16 protein-coding genes and 1 pseudogene are annotated in these 18,136 nt (G+C 43.6%); 12 read left to right on the top strand and 5 right to left on the bottom strand.

What is annotated here, in order from left to right; all coding sequences use genetic code 11:
* The first annotated feature begins 24 nt into the window (after nt 1-24).
* The 12 genes from RJ60_RS06255 (at nt 25) to RJ60_RS06200 (ending at nt 13,093) form a co-directional block, all read left to right on the top strand.
* Nucleotides 25-1,035, top strand: coding sequence for a glycosyltransferase (locus RJ60_RS06255; RefSeq protein ID WP_102819156.1), 1,011 nt, complete (start codon nt 25-27; stop codon nt 1,033-1,035).
* A complete protein-coding gene (locus tag RJ60_RS06250; RefSeq protein WP_102819155.1) occupies nt 1,028-2,434 on the top strand; it encodes a polysialyltransferase family glycosyltransferase in 1,407 nt (468 codons plus the stop codon). Before RJ60_RS06255 ends, RJ60_RS06250 begins: the two co-directional genes overlap by 8 nt.
* Nucleotides 2,435-2,511: 77 nt before the next feature.
* On the top strand, nt 2,512-3,732 hold the full coding sequence (locus tag RJ60_RS06245; protein WP_102819154.1) for a glycosyltransferase family 4 protein: 1,221 nt from the start codon (nt 2,512-2,514) through the stop codon (nt 3,730-3,732).
* 53 nt (nt 3,733-3,785) lie between these two features.
* Complete coding sequence (locus RJ60_RS06240) at nt 3,786-4,985, top strand: hypothetical protein (RefSeq protein WP_102819153.1); 1,200 nt, start codon at nt 3,786-3,788, stop codon at nt 4,983-4,985.
* 128 nt (nt 4,986-5,113) lie between these two features.
* Entirely contained in the window at nt 5,114-6,259 is a 1,146-nt protein-coding gene (locus tag RJ60_RS06235) for a RimK family alpha-L-glutamate ligase (RefSeq protein WP_102819152.1), read from the top strand.
* 357 nt (nt 6,260-6,616) lie between these two features.
* Nucleotides 6,617-7,660 carry a polysaccharide biosynthesis protein gene (locus RJ60_RS06230; protein ID WP_102819151.1) on the top strand — a complete coding sequence of 348 codons (1,044 nt, stop codon included), beginning with the start codon at nt 6,617-6,619 and terminating at the stop codon, nt 7,658-7,660.
* Nucleotides 7,657-8,598 carry a dTDP-glucose 4,6-dehydratase gene (locus tag RJ60_RS06225; protein WP_102819150.1) on the top strand — a complete coding sequence of 314 codons (942 nt, stop codon included), beginning with the start codon at nt 7,657-7,659 and terminating at the stop codon, nt 8,596-8,598. The genes RJ60_RS06230 and RJ60_RS06225 overlap by 4 nt, the downstream gene beginning before the upstream one ends.
* A 7-nt stretch (nt 8,599-8,605) precedes the next feature.
* Nucleotides 8,606-9,745 carry a UDP-4-amino-4,6-dideoxy-N-acetyl-beta-L-altrosamine transaminase gene (gene pseC, locus RJ60_RS06220; RefSeq protein WP_180977945.1) on the top strand — a complete coding sequence of 380 codons (1,140 nt, stop codon included), beginning with the start codon at nt 8,606-8,608 and terminating at the stop codon, nt 9,743-9,745.
* Between the two features lies 1 nt (nt 9,746).
* Nucleotides 9,747-10,811 (top strand): pseudaminic acid synthase, encoded by a 1,065-nt coding sequence (gene pseI / locus RJ60_RS06215; RefSeq protein WP_180977944.1) that lies wholly within the window; start codon nt 9,747-9,749, stop codon nt 10,809-10,811.
* Between the two features lie 52 nt (nt 10,812-10,863).
* The gene (locus RJ60_RS06210) at nt 10,864-11,382 is read left to right on the top strand and encodes a GNAT family N-acetyltransferase (protein ID WP_102819148.1); all 519 of its coding nucleotides are present in this window, start codon (nt 10,864-10,866) and stop codon (nt 11,380-11,382) included.
* On the top strand, nt 11,364-12,377 hold the full coding sequence (locus RJ60_RS06205; protein ID WP_102819147.1) for a PseG/SpsG family protein: 1,014 nt from the start codon (nt 11,364-11,366) through the stop codon (nt 12,375-12,377). Before RJ60_RS06210 ends, RJ60_RS06205 begins: the two co-directional genes overlap by 19 nt.
* On the top strand, nt 12,374-13,093 hold the full coding sequence (locus RJ60_RS06200; RefSeq protein WP_102819146.1) for a cytidylyltransferase domain-containing protein: 720 nt from the start codon (nt 12,374-12,376) through the stop codon (nt 13,091-13,093). The genes RJ60_RS06205 and RJ60_RS06200 overlap by 4 nt, the downstream gene beginning before the upstream one ends.
* A 177-nt stretch (nt 13,094-13,270) precedes the next feature.
* Here RJ60_RS06200 and RJ60_RS06195 read toward each other — a convergent pair whose 3' ends face one another.
* The 5 genes and pseudogenes from RJ60_RS06195 to RJ60_RS06175 form a co-directional block, all read right to left on the bottom strand.
* On the bottom strand, nt 13,271-13,528 hold the full coding sequence (locus RJ60_RS06195) for a glycosyltransferase (protein ID WP_102819145.1): 258 nt from the start codon (nt 13,526-13,528) through the stop codon (nt 13,271-13,273).
* A gap of 27 nt (nt 13,529-13,555) precedes the next feature.
* Nucleotides 13,556-13,762, bottom strand: a pseudogene (locus RJ60_RS06190) (GDP-mannose 4,6-dehydratase); the annotation flags it as partial.
* A 171-nt stretch (nt 13,763-13,933) separates the two neighbouring features.
* Nucleotides 13,934-15,091, bottom strand: coding sequence for a polysialyltransferase family glycosyltransferase (locus RJ60_RS06185; protein WP_103134271.1), 1,158 nt, complete (start codon nt 15,089-15,091; stop codon nt 13,934-13,936).
* Between the two features lie 241 nt (nt 15,092-15,332).
* Nucleotides 15,333-15,938: a hypothetical protein gene (locus RJ60_RS06180; protein ID WP_258001929.1), complete on the bottom strand. Its 606-nt coding sequence runs from the start codon at nt 15,936-15,938 to the stop codon at nt 15,333-15,335.
* 568 nt (nt 15,939-16,506) lie between these two features.
* Nucleotides 16,507-17,655, bottom strand: a complete 1,149-nt coding sequence (locus tag RJ60_RS06175) for a Fic family protein (RefSeq protein ID WP_103134270.1) — start codon at nt 17,653-17,655, stop codon at nt 16,507-16,509.
* Nucleotides 17,656-18,136 lie beyond the last annotated feature (481 nt).

The raw sequence follows: 18,136 nt of genomic DNA, 5'->3' as shown, positions 1-18,136 counted from the left end.
ATGCTTTTTTGAAGCAGAGATGTGGTGAGGAGTTTGAAGCTTCCAAGGGTCTCGGTTATAATACCTGCCAGAAACGAAGAAAAGTTCATCGAGAGATGCGTTAAGTCATTTCTAGCCTGCGACTACCCCGGAGAACTCATAGAGGTAATCGTGGTTGATGGAATGAGTGAAGATGGAACAAGAGATATCGTCAACGAAATCTCATTAAGAGACAACAGAGTAATGTTAATTGACAACGAAAAGAAGATAACTCCCGTTGCGATGAACTTAGGAGTGAAAGCTTCAAAAGGGGAATACATATTCTTCAGCGGCGCACACAGTGAAATGCCATCGGACTACATCTCTAAATGCGTCCAGCATGCTATAGAAAGCGGTGCAGACAATGTGGGTGGAGTAGTGAAAACGGAGCCTCGTGTAAACTCTCCCGTGGGAAGAGCTATCGCCGAAGTCTTATCTCATCCAATTGGAGTTGGCGGTGCCAAGTTTAGGACAGGCGTAACCAAACCCACAGAGGTAGATACTGCTCCTTTCGGTTGCTACAAACGAGAGGTTTTCGACAGAATCGGCTATTTCAATGAGCAGCTTGTTAGGAATCAAGATATCGAACTGAATCTGAGACTGAAGCGTGCCGGAGGCAGAATCATTCTTTACCCGGACATACAGTTTAATTATTACGCCAGGTCGACCTACGGGGATCTGTGGAGGAATAGCTTTGGAAATGGTTATTGGGTAATCGCAGGTTCTCGGTTCTCAAACATGCCATTTTCCTTAAGGCACATCGTTCCATTCCTTTTCGTCTCCTTCCTTCTTGTATTTGGTTTGATTTCCATATGGGTGCCTTTCGTGCGAATTCCCTATCTAGTTGTTATTACTCTGTACATTTCGTTATTGCTAATAGCATCGTTAGGGATTTCACTGAGACCCGGAAAGTCAGCTCTTCTCTTGCCTGCGTTTGTTGGATTCATTGTTCTCCATATAGCGTATGGTCTAGGATCGTTGAAGGGGCTTTTGCAAAGGATATTCGCTAATGGATAGCGCAAAGGCACTATCCCTTATATCGAAGATAGAGGAAGAGCGAGGCGATTCATGCGCAGAACTGCAAATAGATGAGATCCCCCTTTGGAATGTGGTGAGGACAAGTCTGTATTCTCACCTAACGGGGGATTTTAGCTCTCGGTACGCTAATTCGAAGAGTCTAAGAATGCTCTCAATGATGGCTTCGTCATTGTTGAATTTTAGGCTTCCCAAGGAAAACAAGATTCTGGCGATATCTGCGAACACAACCAGAAGAAAATTTGAAGGATCAGAGTTTGATATATACATCGACTGGATTGGAAAACTGACTCGGTATAGCTATTCGATTATCGAGATACCTAATGTCTCAGTCCCTAATCCAGGGAAGAACGTATTTACGAAGCAGAGAATATCAGGAATGAATCTTCTTACAAAGAGCCTAATCAAAGCAGGAGGTCACCAAAAACGTACTGATGCTATTCTCAGCAAAATAAAAAACCTTATAGTAGGATTCTTGGATTCATCAGCAGCTGAGAGGTTCACTGCAAGCATCCGCAAAGTGATACCAAGATATATCGCACTGGTTTCTTTGATGAAAGATCTTCTGGAAAGGCTCACTCCGAAACTAATACTCGAGGTCTGTTCGTACAATCTTTCTTCAAGAGCGCTAACCTACGCGGCAAAGCTTCGTGAAATCCCAGTTGTGGAGATCCAGCACGGAATAATAAACAGATTTCATGCTGGATATATATATAAACATGAAGTAGTCAGAAGCGACACGCCGGATGAGATGCTCGTGTATGGTGAGGCATTTAGAGAGATTCTTATAGGTGAAAGCGTTCTTTTCAGAGCGGAAAACATACATGTGGTGGGCAATTATTATATCGAGTCAGTTAGGAACGCCCCAGCAATTCTTGAAGTGCAAGGCATCAAAGATGATTCAAAAGGTAGGCAAGTGGCTTTGATCAGTACACAACCAATCTACGAAGCGGAAGCTTATGTCGAAGCCGTGGCTTCGCTGAGTAAAAGGGGTTATTTCGTAATAATTAAGCCACACCCCAGTGAGCAGAAGGATAAGTACGCGGCCCTTCGGAATAAGAATGTCATCGTATCCACATTCTCAGTTTTTGAATTGCTTAAGATAGCAGATATTCACTTGACCATCTCTTCAACATGTGCACTAGATGCTCTTCAGTACTCTGTACCAACCGTTGTTCTGAGATTCGAAGACCACCAGAAGCATCTTGAAGCTTTGAAGGGTTTTTTGGGTGTTGTTTTCCAGGAAAGGTCCGTTGGCGAAGCAATTGATAAGTGCACTAACCAGAATCTGACTTTAGTTGATGACAGATTCATGGTCAATGATTCTGGAACTAGATTGGTAAGCGTTTTGGACAAGCTACTTGAAGGACATTTAGAGTAATGAGCTAATTGCAAAGGGAAACTTGGGGATTACCCGTTCCTGTTCGGAGTTTATGAGCAAGTAGGGGGGAATCTACTGTGAGAGTACTTATTGGACCTGGGATGGCTCCTGTGAACCAAGGCGGTCAGTTCGCCGGCGGGGCCGCGATGGCAACGTATGAGATAGCAAGATCGCTGTCGGAGTTAGGTCATGAAGTCTACTTGGCGACACTTCATGATTTCACTGGGAGTTCGGAGAAAGCTCTCCACATTTTTCCGAGAAAAAAACTGTGGGAACTATTCAAAGCCTCACCAAAGATAGTATGGAAGCTTCTTAAGAGTGAAAAGAATGTGGCGAAGTATTACGAACATCCTTCTTTGCTTGAAGAAGCCAGGTTTCTCGGTGTAAGACTCTACTGGAAAAAATTAATAGATCGAATCAAACCTGACATCATAAGCATACACGGCAACAATCTCGATCGCTTGCCAATGATTCTCTCGGCCGTGGAATCATGTATTCCCTTTGCCTTCACTTCCCATGGTATATCGGAAGAGGAGGAAGTTAGATATAATCTGAAAGTTTTTCTCAAAGACTTCTTCGGATTCCTTGACGTCAGCAAAATACCCATCATTTGTGTGAGTTCGGGGTTAAGAGACAGAATTGTAAGTGAAATAGGCTACAGCGAGAAATTATGTTCGGTGATTGGTAACGGGATTTCACATGAATTCCTGAATAGGGCGTCTGAAATTCGAGAAAGGAATCTCAGTGAGAAAGGCAGAACACAAAGCAATAGAATTAAGCTCATCACGGTGGGCAGCTTGATAAAGAGAAAGAATCATATCAAAGTGCTTGAAGCAATGAAACATCTCTCCGAAGACTACGAATATGTGATTGTTGGAGACGGACCTGAAAGCGATAATTTACATGATTTCGTGCACGCAAATGGACTGGCCAAAAGAATCCATTTCAAGGGTAGACTGCTGGGAGACGAACTTATCGAAGCTTACAGCGAATGTGATTTATTTGTTCTAACATCCATCTCAGAAGCTTTCGGCCTCGTATTTCTTGAGGCGCTCGCTTGCGGACTTCCAGTTGTTACTATGAAAGATCTTGAAGGAGTTAGGGACATCTATCATCCAGATTGCTTTGAACTTGTCGAGAAATACGACTCGGTAGAACTAGCAGAAGCAATCGAGAAATCTGCAGAAAAGATGGGAAAAGAGCAAATGATGGAACATGTGAGGCAGTTTTCATGGGAGAGAGTTGGAACTCAATATGATAAAACTTTTACAGATCTTGCCGGTCACAATCATGGTTGAAGACTCGACGGCTTAGCATCTTATTAACAGTCTTCGTTAGGAGTAATGATGTCATGAATAACTCATTGTTGTATTTCACGATCCTCAACGAAGAGTCGAAATCACTGGGATTTCTCAAGAAAGTCAGGTCTCAGTGTGTAGCATTCGAAAAGCTTGGTCATTCGGTATTTCTAGGAATCCTTAGAAATACCGAGTTTGTCATTTACAGAGTTGTCAAATCGAAGTTTGAAAGAGAATCCTGTTTTAACTTTGGCAGCAGAATGGCATCTATTACTAATAGGGCAAGCATACTCAAGAGGATCAAGAATCAGCAGGTTCTGTCGCAAATCATGCGCTTCACACAGGAATGGTGCGAGAAGAAGGAAATCGATGCAGTATACATCAGGAGATTTGCTCTTTCTCATTTAGTCATGAGGTTCTTAAGAACTCTCTCTAGGCAGTGCAAGATTATCTGGGAGTATCCCACCTACCCTTGGACAAGCGAATACAGGCTCTCCCACACTCTGCCTCGGAGTATTCTGGAGAGGAGTTTTGCATCAATTCTGGAGAGACACGTGGATCTTATTGTTGGAGTTTCAGGAGTAAGTGGTTTTGAAAGGGAGGGAGTGCTTCTGACTACTAACGGCGTTGGCGTCGATGAATTGACTGTTAGAAAGACTCCTTATCTGCACAGAACTGTAGAGCTCCTTGGACTTGGGAAAATCACGAACTATCATGGATACGATCGAATTATGAAGGGGATTGCTGCCTATAATGGCGACCATGAAATATTATTCAACATCGCTGGGGACGGAAAAGAAATTGATAACTTGCTTGCATTGATGCGTAGCTTGAACATCGGCGGGAATGTCATATTCCACGGTGTTGTTGATGGAAAGGAACTGGATCATTTGTTTGATAGATCCCACATTGGTATTGGGGCCCTTGCCTTGCACAAGATCGGCGGGCAATATCCTTCGCCGTTGAAACACAGAGAGTTCTGCGCGAGAGGCTTACCGTTTGTACACGCAACTGATGACCCCGATTTCACTGGCCTCGAACCATATGTGAAGAAAGTCGAGCATGGTGAAGACCCTATTGATATCGATGAACTGGTTACGATGGCGATAGAGATCTACAATGGACGAGAAGATGGTAGAAGAATCTTGAGGGACCACGCTGTGAAGGAGCTAGATTGGGCTGTTAAGATGAAGCCTATTTCTGATTTCATTATTGAAGCTTCTCATGATAGTGTGAAGAGAACTCGTAGTTAGCTTCTTCAAAGCGTCAACGATCCTCCTGAAGATAACTGTACAAGAGATACTCGAACTCTATAGGTAGTCAGCGAGCAAATGAGAGCAGCAGATAAGTACCACAAAAGAATAAGAGCGGAGGAGACGTATTGTTTGATGGAACAAAGAGGAAATTGATGGAAAGGATTCTCTGGTTTCCAGAGTCTACTAGTCCGACCTTTGATGATCCAGGGAAATTCCACTCCGAGGAAGTGAAAATCGATTGGCCTGACAAGATTAAGAGACCTTTTGTAGGACTGACTCAAGACTGCAATGCTGTTCCCTACTGGACAAAGTACGCGACCTTCTTGGAGAAGAATGGATTTCCTTATTCCATTTATGAATATCGCAGATCTGACTGGATTCAGAGGGCTTCGAAATTCGATTTGATAATTTGGTCGCCAAAAGACGGTCCTTTTCAAATGGAGGATATCAAGAGGAAAATCTACATTCTTGAGAATAAACTAGGCAAAGTCTGCTTCCCAGATTATGATACTTTGCTGCTTTGTGACGACAAAGCATACTCCACATATATTTTATCTATCAACAATCTTCCAGTTATAGAGACCTTCATCTCGAATGACTATGATGAAAGCAAGACTATGGCAGAAAACCTAAGTTATCCATTGGTTTCAAAAGGATCTTTCGGAGCAGGTTCTAAAGAAGTCTTCTCAGTTGCTAACGCCTCAGAAGCGAAGAGAATTGTCCGGCAAGTATTCTCTGTCTACGGAAAGCGAACGCATCTGAAGTACGTCAGGCAGAAAAACTTAGTCTATTTCCAGCGATTTGTGGAAAGCGATAGAGTAGATACAAGGGTGAATATCATCGGGAATATGATCTTTGGATATTATCGGAAGCCCAAAGGCAATGACTTCAGAGCTTCCGGGAGTGGAATCGTGATAAAAGAAGACTTGCCTATCGAGGCAATTAGAATCGCCCTGGAAACCTATAGCAAGATTGGAAAGGCTATGCTTGGAGTTGATATGCTCAAGGATAGGAGCGGGAAGTACTGGATAAGTGAGATTAGCCCGTTTATATATGTTAAAACCCCAGAGCAGCTCAAAGTGAATGGTATCCCCGGTGCATACACTTTACAAGATGATGGAACTTTGCTCTTTGAAAAGGGGCTTTTTTGGCCTCAGCAACTTGCTCTGAAAGTTTTCTTTGAGCAGAACTATCTTTCTTCCGTTGAAGAATGGAAAGCGAAGTATCTTGAACCGGCCTTGTCCAAACAATGCTTAAGGAAATCCACGTGACAAAGGCGAATTCTTAAGGATAGCTGAAGATATTTTCTGGAGGATCTGGATGCTTCCTATAGGCCTCGCTGTAGTGGGCGTTACCCTTTATGCTCAGTTGAGCCTTGAACTCAGGCGAAAATGAAGTCATGAAGTCGCAAATGCCTTTGTTGAGAAAACGAGTTATGTAACCGGGCTGAACTGCTTACGGAACCGCCTTCTTCACTTTGCATACAATACAGGGTCATAACAGATTTCTGGTGATTCTCAATTAGCTTAGAAGAGGATCTCTATTAGTTATCTATAATCCATCTCGGCATTATAATGGAATATCGGCGAAGTGTTGCATTTCAATTGGCTTTAGTGAAGGTGAAGAGAATGTTTACTGGTGAGAAAATCCTGATAATCGGTGGCACGGGAACTGTTGGAAAGACTTTGTTCTACAGCTTGCTCAAGAAAAACCCGGAAGTCATCCGGCTCTTTTCGAGAGACGAGCACAAGCAGTTCATTATGGAGAACGAGCTTGGAATAATAGAAAGTGACGATAGCGGGCACGAGATACCCAGCACAGCAAACACTCGTTTCTTCATAGGAGATGTCCGCGACAAAGAGAGGGTTCAGCGTGCCATGGAGGGTATAGACATCGTCTTCAACGTCGCGGCAATGAAACATGTTCCTGCCTGCGAATATAATCCCTTTGAAGCTGTTAAGACTAACGTCCTCGGCGTTCAGAATGTTATTGAAGCTGCGCTTAAAGCCGATGCCAAGACCGTAGTATATACCAGCACAGATAAAGCGGCTTCTCCAACCAATACAATGGGCGCGACGAAGCTTCTAGCAGAGAGACTAATGAGTGCTGCACAGTTTTCCAGAGGGACCTCTCGAACGAAATTTGTTTCGGTCAGATTCGGAAACATCTTGATGAGTCGTGGCAGTGTACTTCCGTTGTTTGTCGCGCAGGCAAAAAGGAAGGCAGCGTTGACCCTTACGGAGCCGGAAATGACTCGCTTCGTAATGAGCAAGGAAAGAGCAGTAGAGTTGATTCTTAAGGCAGCGACAGAATCTCTTGGTGGAGAGATATTTGTTCTGAAGATGCCGGTTGTCAGAATGGGAGATGTTGCGAAAAGTGTTATGGAGTACTTCGATTATAACTTGTTAAAGGTTATCGGTAAGCGACCCGGCGAGAAGATGTACGAGGAACTTATGACCGAAGAAGAGAGCATGAGAGCTTTGGAGCTTGAAGACATGTTTGCAGTACTGCCTTTTTTTGGAGAAAGAGATGACTATATCAACCACTACAAAGATAACGCGACACCAGCCGCTATAAGTATGTATTCATCAGAGAACGCGCCAATCCTCGATTATCTTCGAGTAAAAGATATGATTTGGGATATACTGAATAGAGAAGGGGTGAAGCAATGAAAGCTCTTGTAACGGGCGGAGCGGGATTCATAGGCCGCTGGTTGATAAAGCGATTACTAGACGAAGGAAATTCCGTATTTGCTGTTGATGATTTCTCAAACGGAAGAAGAGAGAACATATCAGAGTTTTCCCAAAGTACTGGACTCCATTTCTTGGAAGGCGATATAAGAAATGAGAGAATTCTAAAGAAGCTTTTTGAAGAGAAATACGATATCGTGTATCACTTGGCTGCCGAAATCAATGTACAAAATTCAATAGATAACCCTGTTCAGACTATTGAAAGAGATATTATTGGCACTTTCAATATTCTTGAAAACTGCAGAAAACAGAAGACGAGAGTCGTATTCATGTCAACCTGTATGGTCTATGATCGCAGTCATGACGAATCAGGAATCACAGAAGAACACCCAACGAAACCCGCCTCTCCATATGCGGCTGCGAAACTGAGCGGAGAAGCGCTTACTCTTTCGTATTATTACTCATATGGTTTGCCAACGACCGTCATCAGGCCGTTCAACACATATGGACCTTTCCAGAAGACGAATGGGGAAGGTGGGGTTGTGGCAATATTCATCAGACAGGCTTTCAAGGGCGAACCGTTGAGAATCTACGGTGACGGAACACAGACAAGAGATTTGTTATACGTGGAAGATTGCGTAGATTTTATAATAAGGGCAGGCAACAACGATCTTGCTCTTGGTCAGATAATAAATGCGGGTACGGGAAGCGATGTTGCAATAAATGATCTCGCTTTACAGATTGCAGGAACTCCCGAGCTTATAATGCACGTTCCACATATTCACCCGCAAGCAGAAATCATGAGACTCAAGTGCAACTCAACGAAAGCCAAAGAACTACTAGATTGGGAGCCAAGACTCTCACTTGAGAAAGGCATTGAAAAGACGAAAAAATGGATAGAAAGCAATCCAGAATTATAGGGGGCAAATGGTGAATAATATCCCTTACGGCAGGCAATGGATAGATGAAGACGATATTTCAGCCGTGGCAAAGGTCCTTCAAAGTGACTGGCTAACACAAGGACCGGATATCGAGGAATTCGAAAAGGAGATTGCTGAGTATGTTGGCGCAAAGTATGCTGTCGCTTTCAGCTCGGGAACTTCCGCACTCCACGGGGCAATGTTTGCTGCCGGAATTGGACCTGGAGATGAGATAATTACCTCTCCAATAACCTTTGTAGCCACTTCGAATTCGGCAATCTATTTGGGGGCCAGGCCAAGATTTGTGGACATCGACCTCAAAACATATTGCATCGATACCGCAAAGATCGAAGAAGCGATAACGCCAAATACTAAAGTTATTGCTCCGGTGGATCTTGCAGGTTATCCGGTAAACATCGAGACCATCATGGGAATTGCTAGAAGGCATAACGTAGTTGTAGTTGAAGATTCGGCTCACGCTCTTGGAGCGAAAAGGAATGGCAAGATGGTTGGAACAGGAGCGGACATGTCTCTATTCAGCTTTCATCCGGTGAAACATATTACCACTGGAGAGGGCGGAGCAATAACGACCGACAATGAGGAATTCTATAAGAAAATGAAGATCTTTGTCACTCATGGAATAACAAAAGATCCGGCTCTTCTGCAAAGAAACGATGGACCATGGTACTACGAAATGCAGGAACTTGGATTCAACTACAGGCTTACAGATTTTCAATGCGCTCTTGGCCTTTCACAGCTGAAGAAAATCGAAGGTTTCCTGGATAGAAGAAACGAAATAGCTTCCATGTACAACGAAGCTTTCAAAGATATCGAAGGGCTTGTGATGCCTCCAAAACCCGAGCAATATAGTTCGAGGCACGCATATCATCTCTATCCTATTCTAGTAACAAAAACAGATCGAAAAGAAGCCTATATAAAACTCAGAGAAATGGGGATATTTGCCCAGGTACATTACATTCCTGTTCACTTGCAGCCGTACTATAGAAATAACTATGGCTTCAAAAAAGGTGATTATCCAAATGCGGAGTATTACTATGAACATGAACTCTCTATACCCATGTATCCGAAAATGAAGAACGAAGAAGTGAACTACGTAATACAGTCCATAAAGAGTCTGACAAAGTGAGGTGATCTTTGTGGAATTCAAGATAGGAGATCGTCTAGTGGGCGATGAACATCCAGTATTTATTGTGGCCGAGATGTCGTGCAACCATCTCCAAAAGTACGATTATGCAGTTGAGATTATAAAGAAGGCCAAAGATGCGGGCGCAGATGCCATTAAACTTCAGACATACACTCCTGACACCATGACGATAGACTGCAATAACGAATATTTCAGGCTGGATGATACCATCTGGGAAGGGAAGAATCTGTACCAGCTGTACAAGGAAGCATACACTCCGTGGGAATGGCAGCCAAAACTAAAAAAGATTGCGGAAGAGGAAGGGCTAATCTTCTTTTCCACTCCATTTGACAGGACTTCGGTTGACTTCCTTGAAGAGCTAGATGTTCCTGTTCATAAAGTCGCTTCGTACGAGATAACGGATATTCCTCTCATAGACTATATTGCTCAAAAGGGAAAACCTATAATATTTTCAATTGGAATGGCCACACTGACGGATATCGAATTGGCTTTGTCAACGATAAGGAAGCACGAGAACAACGATATTGCAGTTTTGAAGTGTGTTAGCGCTTATCCGACTCCGATAGAGGAGACTAACTTGAAGACAATAGAAAACATTGGGGAGACTTTCGGTGTCGTCGCTGGCTTATCCGATCACACAAATACAATCACAACAGCCGTTCTCTCAGTTGCACTAGGAGCAAAGATCATCGAAAAACATCTAACTCTTGATAGAAATCTGGGCGGACCAGATGCACCGTTTTCTCTAGAACCAGATGAATTTAAGACGATGGTAAGTGCTGTTAGAGAGGCCGAAAAGGCAATAGGCAAGACAACATATACGCTCAACAAAAAGCAACAAAGAAGCCGTCTCATGGCACGATCTCTCTTCGTAGTGAAAAACATGAAGAAGGGAGAAATATTCACGGAAGAAAATGTTAAATCTATAAGACCCGGATATGGATTGCATCCAAAGCACTTGCCGGAAATCCTCGGGAAAAGAGCTGTTATTGATACGGAATATGGAACACCGTTAAGCTGGAGCTTAGTAAGTAAAGAATTAGAGTAGAATACATATCTCCGGAAGCTATGGTAATTTCCAACCAGAAGGGGGTTCCTGAATGATTCTAGAAGAGGGAGATGTACTTCTTCGTCCGCTAAGTATAAAGGATACAGATTTCTTGCTTGGTATAAGAAATGATCTTGAATTCGCCGACGAATTCTTTTCCGATCCTCCCACCTATGACTTCGCTCATAATAGTTGGCTGCAATCTGCCGCGAAGAATAACATAGAACTGATAATAGAGTTCAAATCTGAAAGAGCCGGGCAAATAAGATTGACTGACATTGACTACAGACATCAGAAAGCTCAATTCGGGATAATGATAGCAAGAAGCTTTCAGGGAAAGGGAATCGCATTTGATTCCAGTAGGATCTTCTTTGAATACGTATTCAGAAATCTGCCTATTAACAAAATATACCTAGAGCTGTTTGCCAACAACTCGCCTGCGATGAGGCTGTATGAAAAACTGGGGTTTGTTGAAGAAGGTCGTTTTAGGCAGGAGTACTATAAGCGCGGAGAATTCATGGATACTACTAGAATGTCTATCCTGAGAGAAGAATGGGGAAGAACAAGATAAAAACTGTTCTGTTTAAAACTGCTGCGAGCAGTAGTATAGGTTTCGGTCATCTATTCAGATGTCTCTCTCTTGCAACAGCACTGAAGCAGTGTGGTGTTAGCAGTGTCTTTCTTGCTAATGCGGAAGCAAAAAGCAAGATCGCCGAATACGGATTTGATTTTGTGTGCTCAGAAACCTTTGATTACAACGACATAGAGAAAATCAAGAATATTAAACCTGAAGTTGTGGTTTTTGATTCCTATCTTGCCGACTCCAGCTATATTGAAGAATTGGCAAAAGAGCTTTTTCTAGTTCATTTCGATGACAACAACGATGTTTACGCCGAAGTGGTCGCTGATATTCTCATTAACGGAAATATTCATGCCAAAGACTTGCACTATATCCGCAAGAAGAATGGAACGAGGTTCTTGCTAGGCCCAAAGTATCTAGTGATGAAAAGCGAATACTGGAATCTAGAAAGCTCAGATCTGAGTGAGAAGGGTTTGCTTATTACTACTGGTGCATCAGATTTCTTCGATCTTATGCCAAGGTTCCTGGAAGCTTTTGGGAAATTGCCTCTGAAAAAGAGAGTTATCGTTGGTCCGGGCTTTTCGGAAAGCCAAATTACGAAATTGGGGTTGTTATCTGACAGTCTTGAAGATTGCGAACTGATTCATAGACCTTCAAGCCTGAAAGAGCATATTGCTCAGGCCTCAATTGTTGTTTCTGCCTCCGGCTCAACGACATATGAAATACTCACAATGAATCGTGTGCCGGTAATCTTCACTCTCGCAGATAACCAGAGACTGATAGCCGAGAAGCTTGAGAGCTTTGGCATAACAAATCTTGGATGGTATGAGAATATTGATTTTGAAAAGCTTCCGGAATTGATTCTGCAGGAAATAAGCATAAAAGATTCCAAGGAGAAGCGGCTGTCACCATTGTTCTCACAGTTTGACGGAAGAGGTGCTCTGAGAACTGCTAAGGCGATAGTCGATAAGGTGAATAAGAGATGATAGCAGCAATTATACAAGCAAGACTCGGTTCAACGAGAACGCCGGGCAAAACAATGAAGTTGATTGCCGATAAGCCCCTTCTTGAGTATTCAGTCGAAAGAGCAAAACAGGCAAGATACGTCGACAAAGTGATCGTTGCAACCACTACATCTGATAAGGATAATTTGATCTCAGAATGGTGCAAGGAGAAGGGAATTGCTTCTTTCAGAGGAAGTGAAGATGATGTTCTAGATAGGTACTTCCAGACTGCTTCATATTTCAAAGCGGACATAATAGTTAGAATCACTTCAGATTGTCCATTTGTCGATCCGCAGATCATTGATTTGCTGATTCTAACCCTTAAAGTGTTTGGTGCACACTACGCCTCTAATCGTATAAAGAAAAGGACTTGGCCTCATGGCCTAGATACTGAAGTATTCACGTATGAAGCTCTTGAGAATGCCTGGAAAGATGCAAGAGAAGAAAGAGAAAGAGAGCACGTTACACCATATATAATAGGACACCCTGAGCTATTCAAACTCATTGAGGTGCCTCTGGAAGAAGATTTATCAAGGTACAGACTCACTGTTGATTATCCTGAAGATCTAGAATTCGCGAGAATCATAGTTGAGAAATATAATGCCAACAAAATGAACTGGCGCGAAATCATAGATTTTCTAAAGAAGTATCCGGAGCTGGTAGAAATAAATGCATCTAGGCTAGATTCAAGATTATAAACATTCATTCAGAAACGCAGTCAGATTTGCTTCTCGTTATTCATACGAAGATTAAGTCAACGAATTTCACGAAATCACTTTGGTCTTTTACATAGAAGCTATCTGATGTCTTCTACCAGAATCTGCTAAGGTGCCATTATCAATAGAATCTAAGCCAAAAAAGGTGATCTATGTTCGCTACGCATCCTGATAGTAATTCTCTATCAGTGACTCATACAGCTTGACCAATTTGTCGTAAACTATGTTTGAGCCGAATCTCTCTACTGCAGATTGTTTTATAAAATACTGATCCCAAGTCTTCGTAAGGGCCTCCAACAAGCAATCAGCGTATTCCTTAGGATCCCTTGAAGAGACAATAAAACCATTATGCCCATCTAAGACAATGTCTTCGCTACCGACATTTCGAGTCGCCACCACAGATAAGCCAGTTAGCATTCATTCAACTTGGCTGATTCCAAAGCTTTCCGCTATACTTGGGAATGCGAACAAATCACGTATATCGCCTGTGTAGACTTCTATCTTATCTAAATGGGGAGATTCTTCGAGCCAGCCCCAGTTGTTTTTCGAGTTGTAACGGACGAAGGCTTTGACTTCGAAGCCTTTCTCGACAAGGTATTCTGTAAGGTGAGACCCTATAAAGCCAGCTGCTCCAGTGATTAATGTTTTCATATGCGTTCCTCCGGTTGCATCGACTTTTCAAGTCAATAATATCACTATGTACTGTGTCAATGCGAAGAAATCGTAAGAATGGCATACTGCATTTCATCAGAAGACTAAGCTTGCCAAAATCTGGATATGCTACTGCAAGTTCTTCTGAAGCCCGTTACCTTTTAGGAAGTCTCATGAATCAAAAATGGTGCGTAGATCACTGTGAAAGGTCTCTGCCAGAGCTCTTGCTTCACCACTTGCAGCGGTTGCTGAAACAGGTGGGGAATTCTCTGCAACTTCTACAATATCTGTAAACGACTTTGGACATTTCAGATTCACCAACACTTCCTCTCCGAATAACAAGGACAAATCCGTGCCTAACATACTTGCTAAGCTAAATGAAGGAATTCCAACAAATGAAAGGTTAATGAGGGCTGTACTGGACAAGGAGCATACCTGAATAGAGGAGTATCCACTTGTGAGAACAGTCAACTCAGCAATTCTTCCAGTAACTACTTCGCTGAATCCACAGTCAGTAATTCTTTTGGAGTTCCCTTTTTCCATTGGATGAGGAAGGTATATGAATCTTTCAAAGTGACCGGAAAGACCATCTCTCAACTTTGCAAGTAATGAATAGAACTCATGATCGGGATAGCTATTAGTGCCCTGCAGGCCTTGTCCAATGAAGAATAAAGCTCTTTCCGACTTTGATCGGAACTGAAAATCTGTTATGCGAAATCCTAAGGAAGCGATGAAACATGGGTAACCAAGTACCTTCACCTTTCTTACCTTCGAATTATCGAGATTGGAATTGAATGACTTCACAAACAAATCGACAAAATCAGTTCTCCCGTAACCCTCCCAAGGCGATATCTTAAAACCTGTAGCCGTCTTCCAGAAGAAATCTCTGGTGTTTTCTCTAAGCTTTCTCCTTAATCTTGACATCAGAGATGTCTTCTTGTAGGCAACCATTCCATCTTCAATAAGTATGTACTTCGAGTTCTTGTCAGCTAACACAATTCTTGAGAGGATGTGTTCATCGCTATATATTACTACAAATTCGGGATTGAAAGTCCTGACTTCTCTATTGAGCAAGAAAATCGACTCTTTGACTTTTTGAATCTTCATCCTTTCTCCGTAATCATACAGTTTTCTAGTACGAAAATCTGGTTTCTCAATCTTAATGATCTTAGTGAACAACTTAGAATCAAGCTCATGAGAAGAATAGCAGTCAAAATCAAACTCGGTAGATGCAACAAGTAAATGCTTTCCGGAAATGGTATCCGCTATTGCTCTTGAAACTGCTAGATGACTCGGCCTGAAAACAACATGGAGAACGCGCCTTTCCAAAATGACAACTCCAATCACTCGAGGTCAAGTTACTTTATAAGGGAGATAATTCCGGAACAAGACTGTAAGAACAACATCTCCCATTAAAGTGTACATCATTAAGCATCTGGAAAAAAGAATTCCAACCATCACTCTCCAAACGGATCGGAGAACCAAATGAATTAAAAACAAAAAAAGTGCTTGCCGAAAAACAAGCACTTTGATGTTCATACGTAGGTAATACTTCAGGTAGTGGAACTGGCTACTTAAAATAACTTTTATCCGGAAATTTACTGTCCCAAGTGTACCCAACAGCTGTGACATCAGTTACCACGGTCGTATAAGTCCCCGACGGCGTATTGACAACGGTAAATTTGGCAACACCCGCCGTGTTTGTAGTGATTGTTCCAGTGTAGTATGGCAAGATTCCTCCGTTGAGATACACCGCTACAGAAACACTTGCTCCGACAACGATCGGCTCCAGCTGAACCGAAACATACATATGCTTGGCATTTCTGTTCAATGAATAACTTATACTTGACACCGTTATAGTATCGGGTTTGGGATCTGGGTCCGGATCGGTAGGAACACTTCTAGAGGCCGCTTGAACCGCGAGATCGACCCTGACCAGCCCGTATCCCAAATGTTCCTGTTTTAGCCCCAGATTCTCTGCCGTTTGCTGAAGAATCGATCTAACCTCAGCGTTTGAAAGATCGAAATTTGCCGCAAGAACAAGCGCGCCACTCCAGCGACATGAGGCGAGGCCGACTTCGTTAGGCAGAAGAACCGCTGATCGCTGGAAGAGCCGCTTTTCGCTGGTCGCTGAACGCTTAAAAGTGGAGAACCCGCTGGTCGCTGACGAAGACAACGTTGCCCGTCAACGGTCCGCCGTCATCCGAGAAGAGCAGGCAGCCGCCAAAGAGAAAACAGTGTTCTTCGCTCTAGAGGAATGATCTGTTCTCTGTTCTTAGTCAAGGTGAGATCAAAGAGGTTCTTGTGACGGCGTAATTCCAACCTGACTGGTTTTTTCTCTCTCACTCTTCTCTCGTGAGCGAAGCGAACCTCTCGATGTTCTCTTTCTCGATTGTCTATGTTTGCCCGCGAAGCGAAACTGGCCTCGCCGAAGGCGAGACTGGCCTTTGCGAAGCAAAGACTGGCCAGGTGGAGCCTGACTGGCTTTCAGATCGCTTCCTGCCGAAGGCAGCCTTGCGTCCCCGGATGCTCTTTCGGGCAATGCGACCTGGCATGATCCTTGTTAGCCTTGCGTCCCGGCACGATCTTCGCACGCACTGCGTCTCATTTCACCAATGACTGGCTCACTCTCTTCTCTCGTGAGCGCAGCGAAACTCTCCACAACGCTCTTTCTCGTCGATTGATCTTCTCGAAGAACGATGAACCGTTGACGGTTGACCTGAGAGGCTTCCTTCGAAGCAGCATCACTTAATCATCTCCAATAATTCTGAAGCGATGAATTTCTTTGCGTACTTGCTTCCATCTTGCGGAGTCAATATCCCATTTTTGCACAGAGCCTCAATAGCCCTTCTCGCGCTAACGTACGTTACACCAAGCTTTTCACTCGCCTGTGGAATCGTTAGAATTGGTTTTTCAAATAAGTGATCAATGAGAGTCAGAGGCAATGAGGACGAAAGAGATCTCACGCGTTGTATCCAATCGTTCCTCAGATTCATCATTTCTCGAAGTTTCCGCTTCCCAAAGTTTGACTGCTCTAGCACGGCCTCAGTGAAGAATAGTACCCATGCATTCCACTCACCGTCGAAACTGACGCTTCTCAGCCTCGAATAGTACTCCAGTCGGTTTGCTTCGAAATACCCGCTCAGGTATAGCCCGGGTTGATCCAACATGCCCCATGAAGTTTTCAGGAGTGCGATCAGCAGTCTCCCAACCCTACCATTGCCATCGACGAAGGGATGGATTGCCTCAAACTGGTAATGGACAAGTGCCAGCTTCACAAGAAGCGGTATTTTCGAGTCAGAGTTGATAAAGACTTCCAAATCTGAAAGGCAGCGATTCAACTCTTCAGGAGGCGGGGGAACGAAGTCAGCTTCATTCAACGTGCATCCTGGCTTACCTATCCAATTTTGTGTCTTTCTAAGCTCTCCCGGGTACGCATGCCCGCCTCTGACGTCCTTCATTAGAATGGCGTGAAGCTCTCTGAAGAGCCTTGTCGAGACAGGCAGAGACTTGATCCTGTCTAGACCGTATTCAAGAGCCTTCAGATAATTTGAAACCTCCCTGACGTCCTCCGGCAAACCTGAGCTCTCATCCGAGGCTTCGAAAAGGTAAAGATCGGTTATCTCTGAAGTGGTCCCCTCGATCTGAGACGATGATACTGCCTCTTTTCGCAATAGGGGGCGGGTAAGCAATTTCGCGCCTGGACTTCCCGCAAGCAATCCAGAGAATTCGCCCATTGCTCGATTAGCTTCCCCCAGTGCAACAACAAGACTATCTACATAATCAAGCTTCGGCGGCAACGGATCGGGAATAAACGCCCAGTAGGAAAAACCGGAACCTAAAACCTTCTGAACCCTTCCCGGAGAGTCAGCTGAAAAATCTTCTGGTCTCATCCAAACCTCCAAATTGTACAAAAGTATAATTCCTATTGGGTAAATTATACAATACGAACCAAAAGTATAAGTTCCTCTCTGAAGAAGTCAGAGTTGCGATACCGGAGATCAAAATCAACATCACATCTCCAAATGATGTGCGCTAGAAGTTCCGCTGTACGCTTAAAAGCGGAGAACCCGCTGAGCGCTGTGGAGAACCGTCCTTCGTGACTCGTCCCAGATCATGGACCCGTCCTTCGCTGAGACCCAAGCCCAGATCCTGAACAGGAGCACTTCAGGATGACGTGAAGGACTGTCATCCCGATATGAAACTGATCGGGATCTCGAATGTAAGAGCCGCTGTACGCTGTTCAAAACAACGTTGCCCGTCAACGGTCCACCGTCCACCGGAAAGAAGCAGTTCCAGGTTCCATGTTGTCAGTTGCAAGCAGAAGAAATAGTTGTCTGTTGTTGGTTATTGGTAACCCGTCATTCGTCAAGA

This window comes from Mesotoga sp. B105.6.4, assembly GCF_002896535.1.
Classification (GTDB): domain Bacteria; phylum Thermotogota; class Thermotogae; order Petrotogales; family Kosmotogaceae; genus Mesotoga.
The sequence above is the reverse complement of the archived record's forward strand: the minus strand, read 5'-3'. Positions and strand labels throughout refer to the sequence as shown.

Coding starts and splice junctions, on each gene's coding strand:
- RJ60_RS06250 (WP_102819155.1), top strand. CDS start 1,028: ATGGATAGCGCAAAGGCACTATCCCTTATATCGAAGATAGAGGAAGAG.
- RJ60_RS06240 (WP_102819153.1), top strand. CDS start 3,786: ATGAATAACTCATTGTTGTATTTCACGATCCTCAACGAAGAGTCGAAA.
- RJ60_RS06230 (WP_102819151.1), top strand. CDS start 6,617: ATGTTTACTGGTGAGAAAATCCTGATAATCGGTGGCACGGGAACTGTT.
- RJ60_RS06225 (WP_102819150.1), top strand. CDS start 7,657: ATGAAAGCTCTTGTAACGGGCGGAGCGGGATTCATAGGCCGCTGGTTG.
- pseC (WP_180977945.1), top strand. CDS start 8,606: ATGGTGAATAATATCCCTTACGGCAGGCAATGGATAGATGAAGACGAT.
- RJ60_RS06210 (WP_102819148.1), top strand. CDS start 10,864: ATGATTCTAGAAGAGGGAGATGTACTTCTTCGTCCGCTAAGTATAAAG.
- RJ60_RS06205 (WP_102819147.1), top strand. CDS start 11,364: ATGGGGAAGAACAAGATAAAAACTGTTCTGTTTAAAACTGCTGCGAGC.
- RJ60_RS06200 (WP_102819146.1), top strand. CDS start 12,374: ATGATAGCAGCAATTATACAAGCAAGACTCGGTTCAACGAGAACGCCG.
- RJ60_RS06195 (WP_102819145.1), bottom strand. CDS start 13,528: ATGCTAACTGGCTTATCTGTGGTGGCGACTCGAAATGTCGGTAGCGAA.
- RJ60_RS06175 (WP_103134270.1), bottom strand. CDS start 17,655: ATGAGACCAGAAGATTTTTCAGCTGACTCTCCGGGAAGGGTTCAGAAG.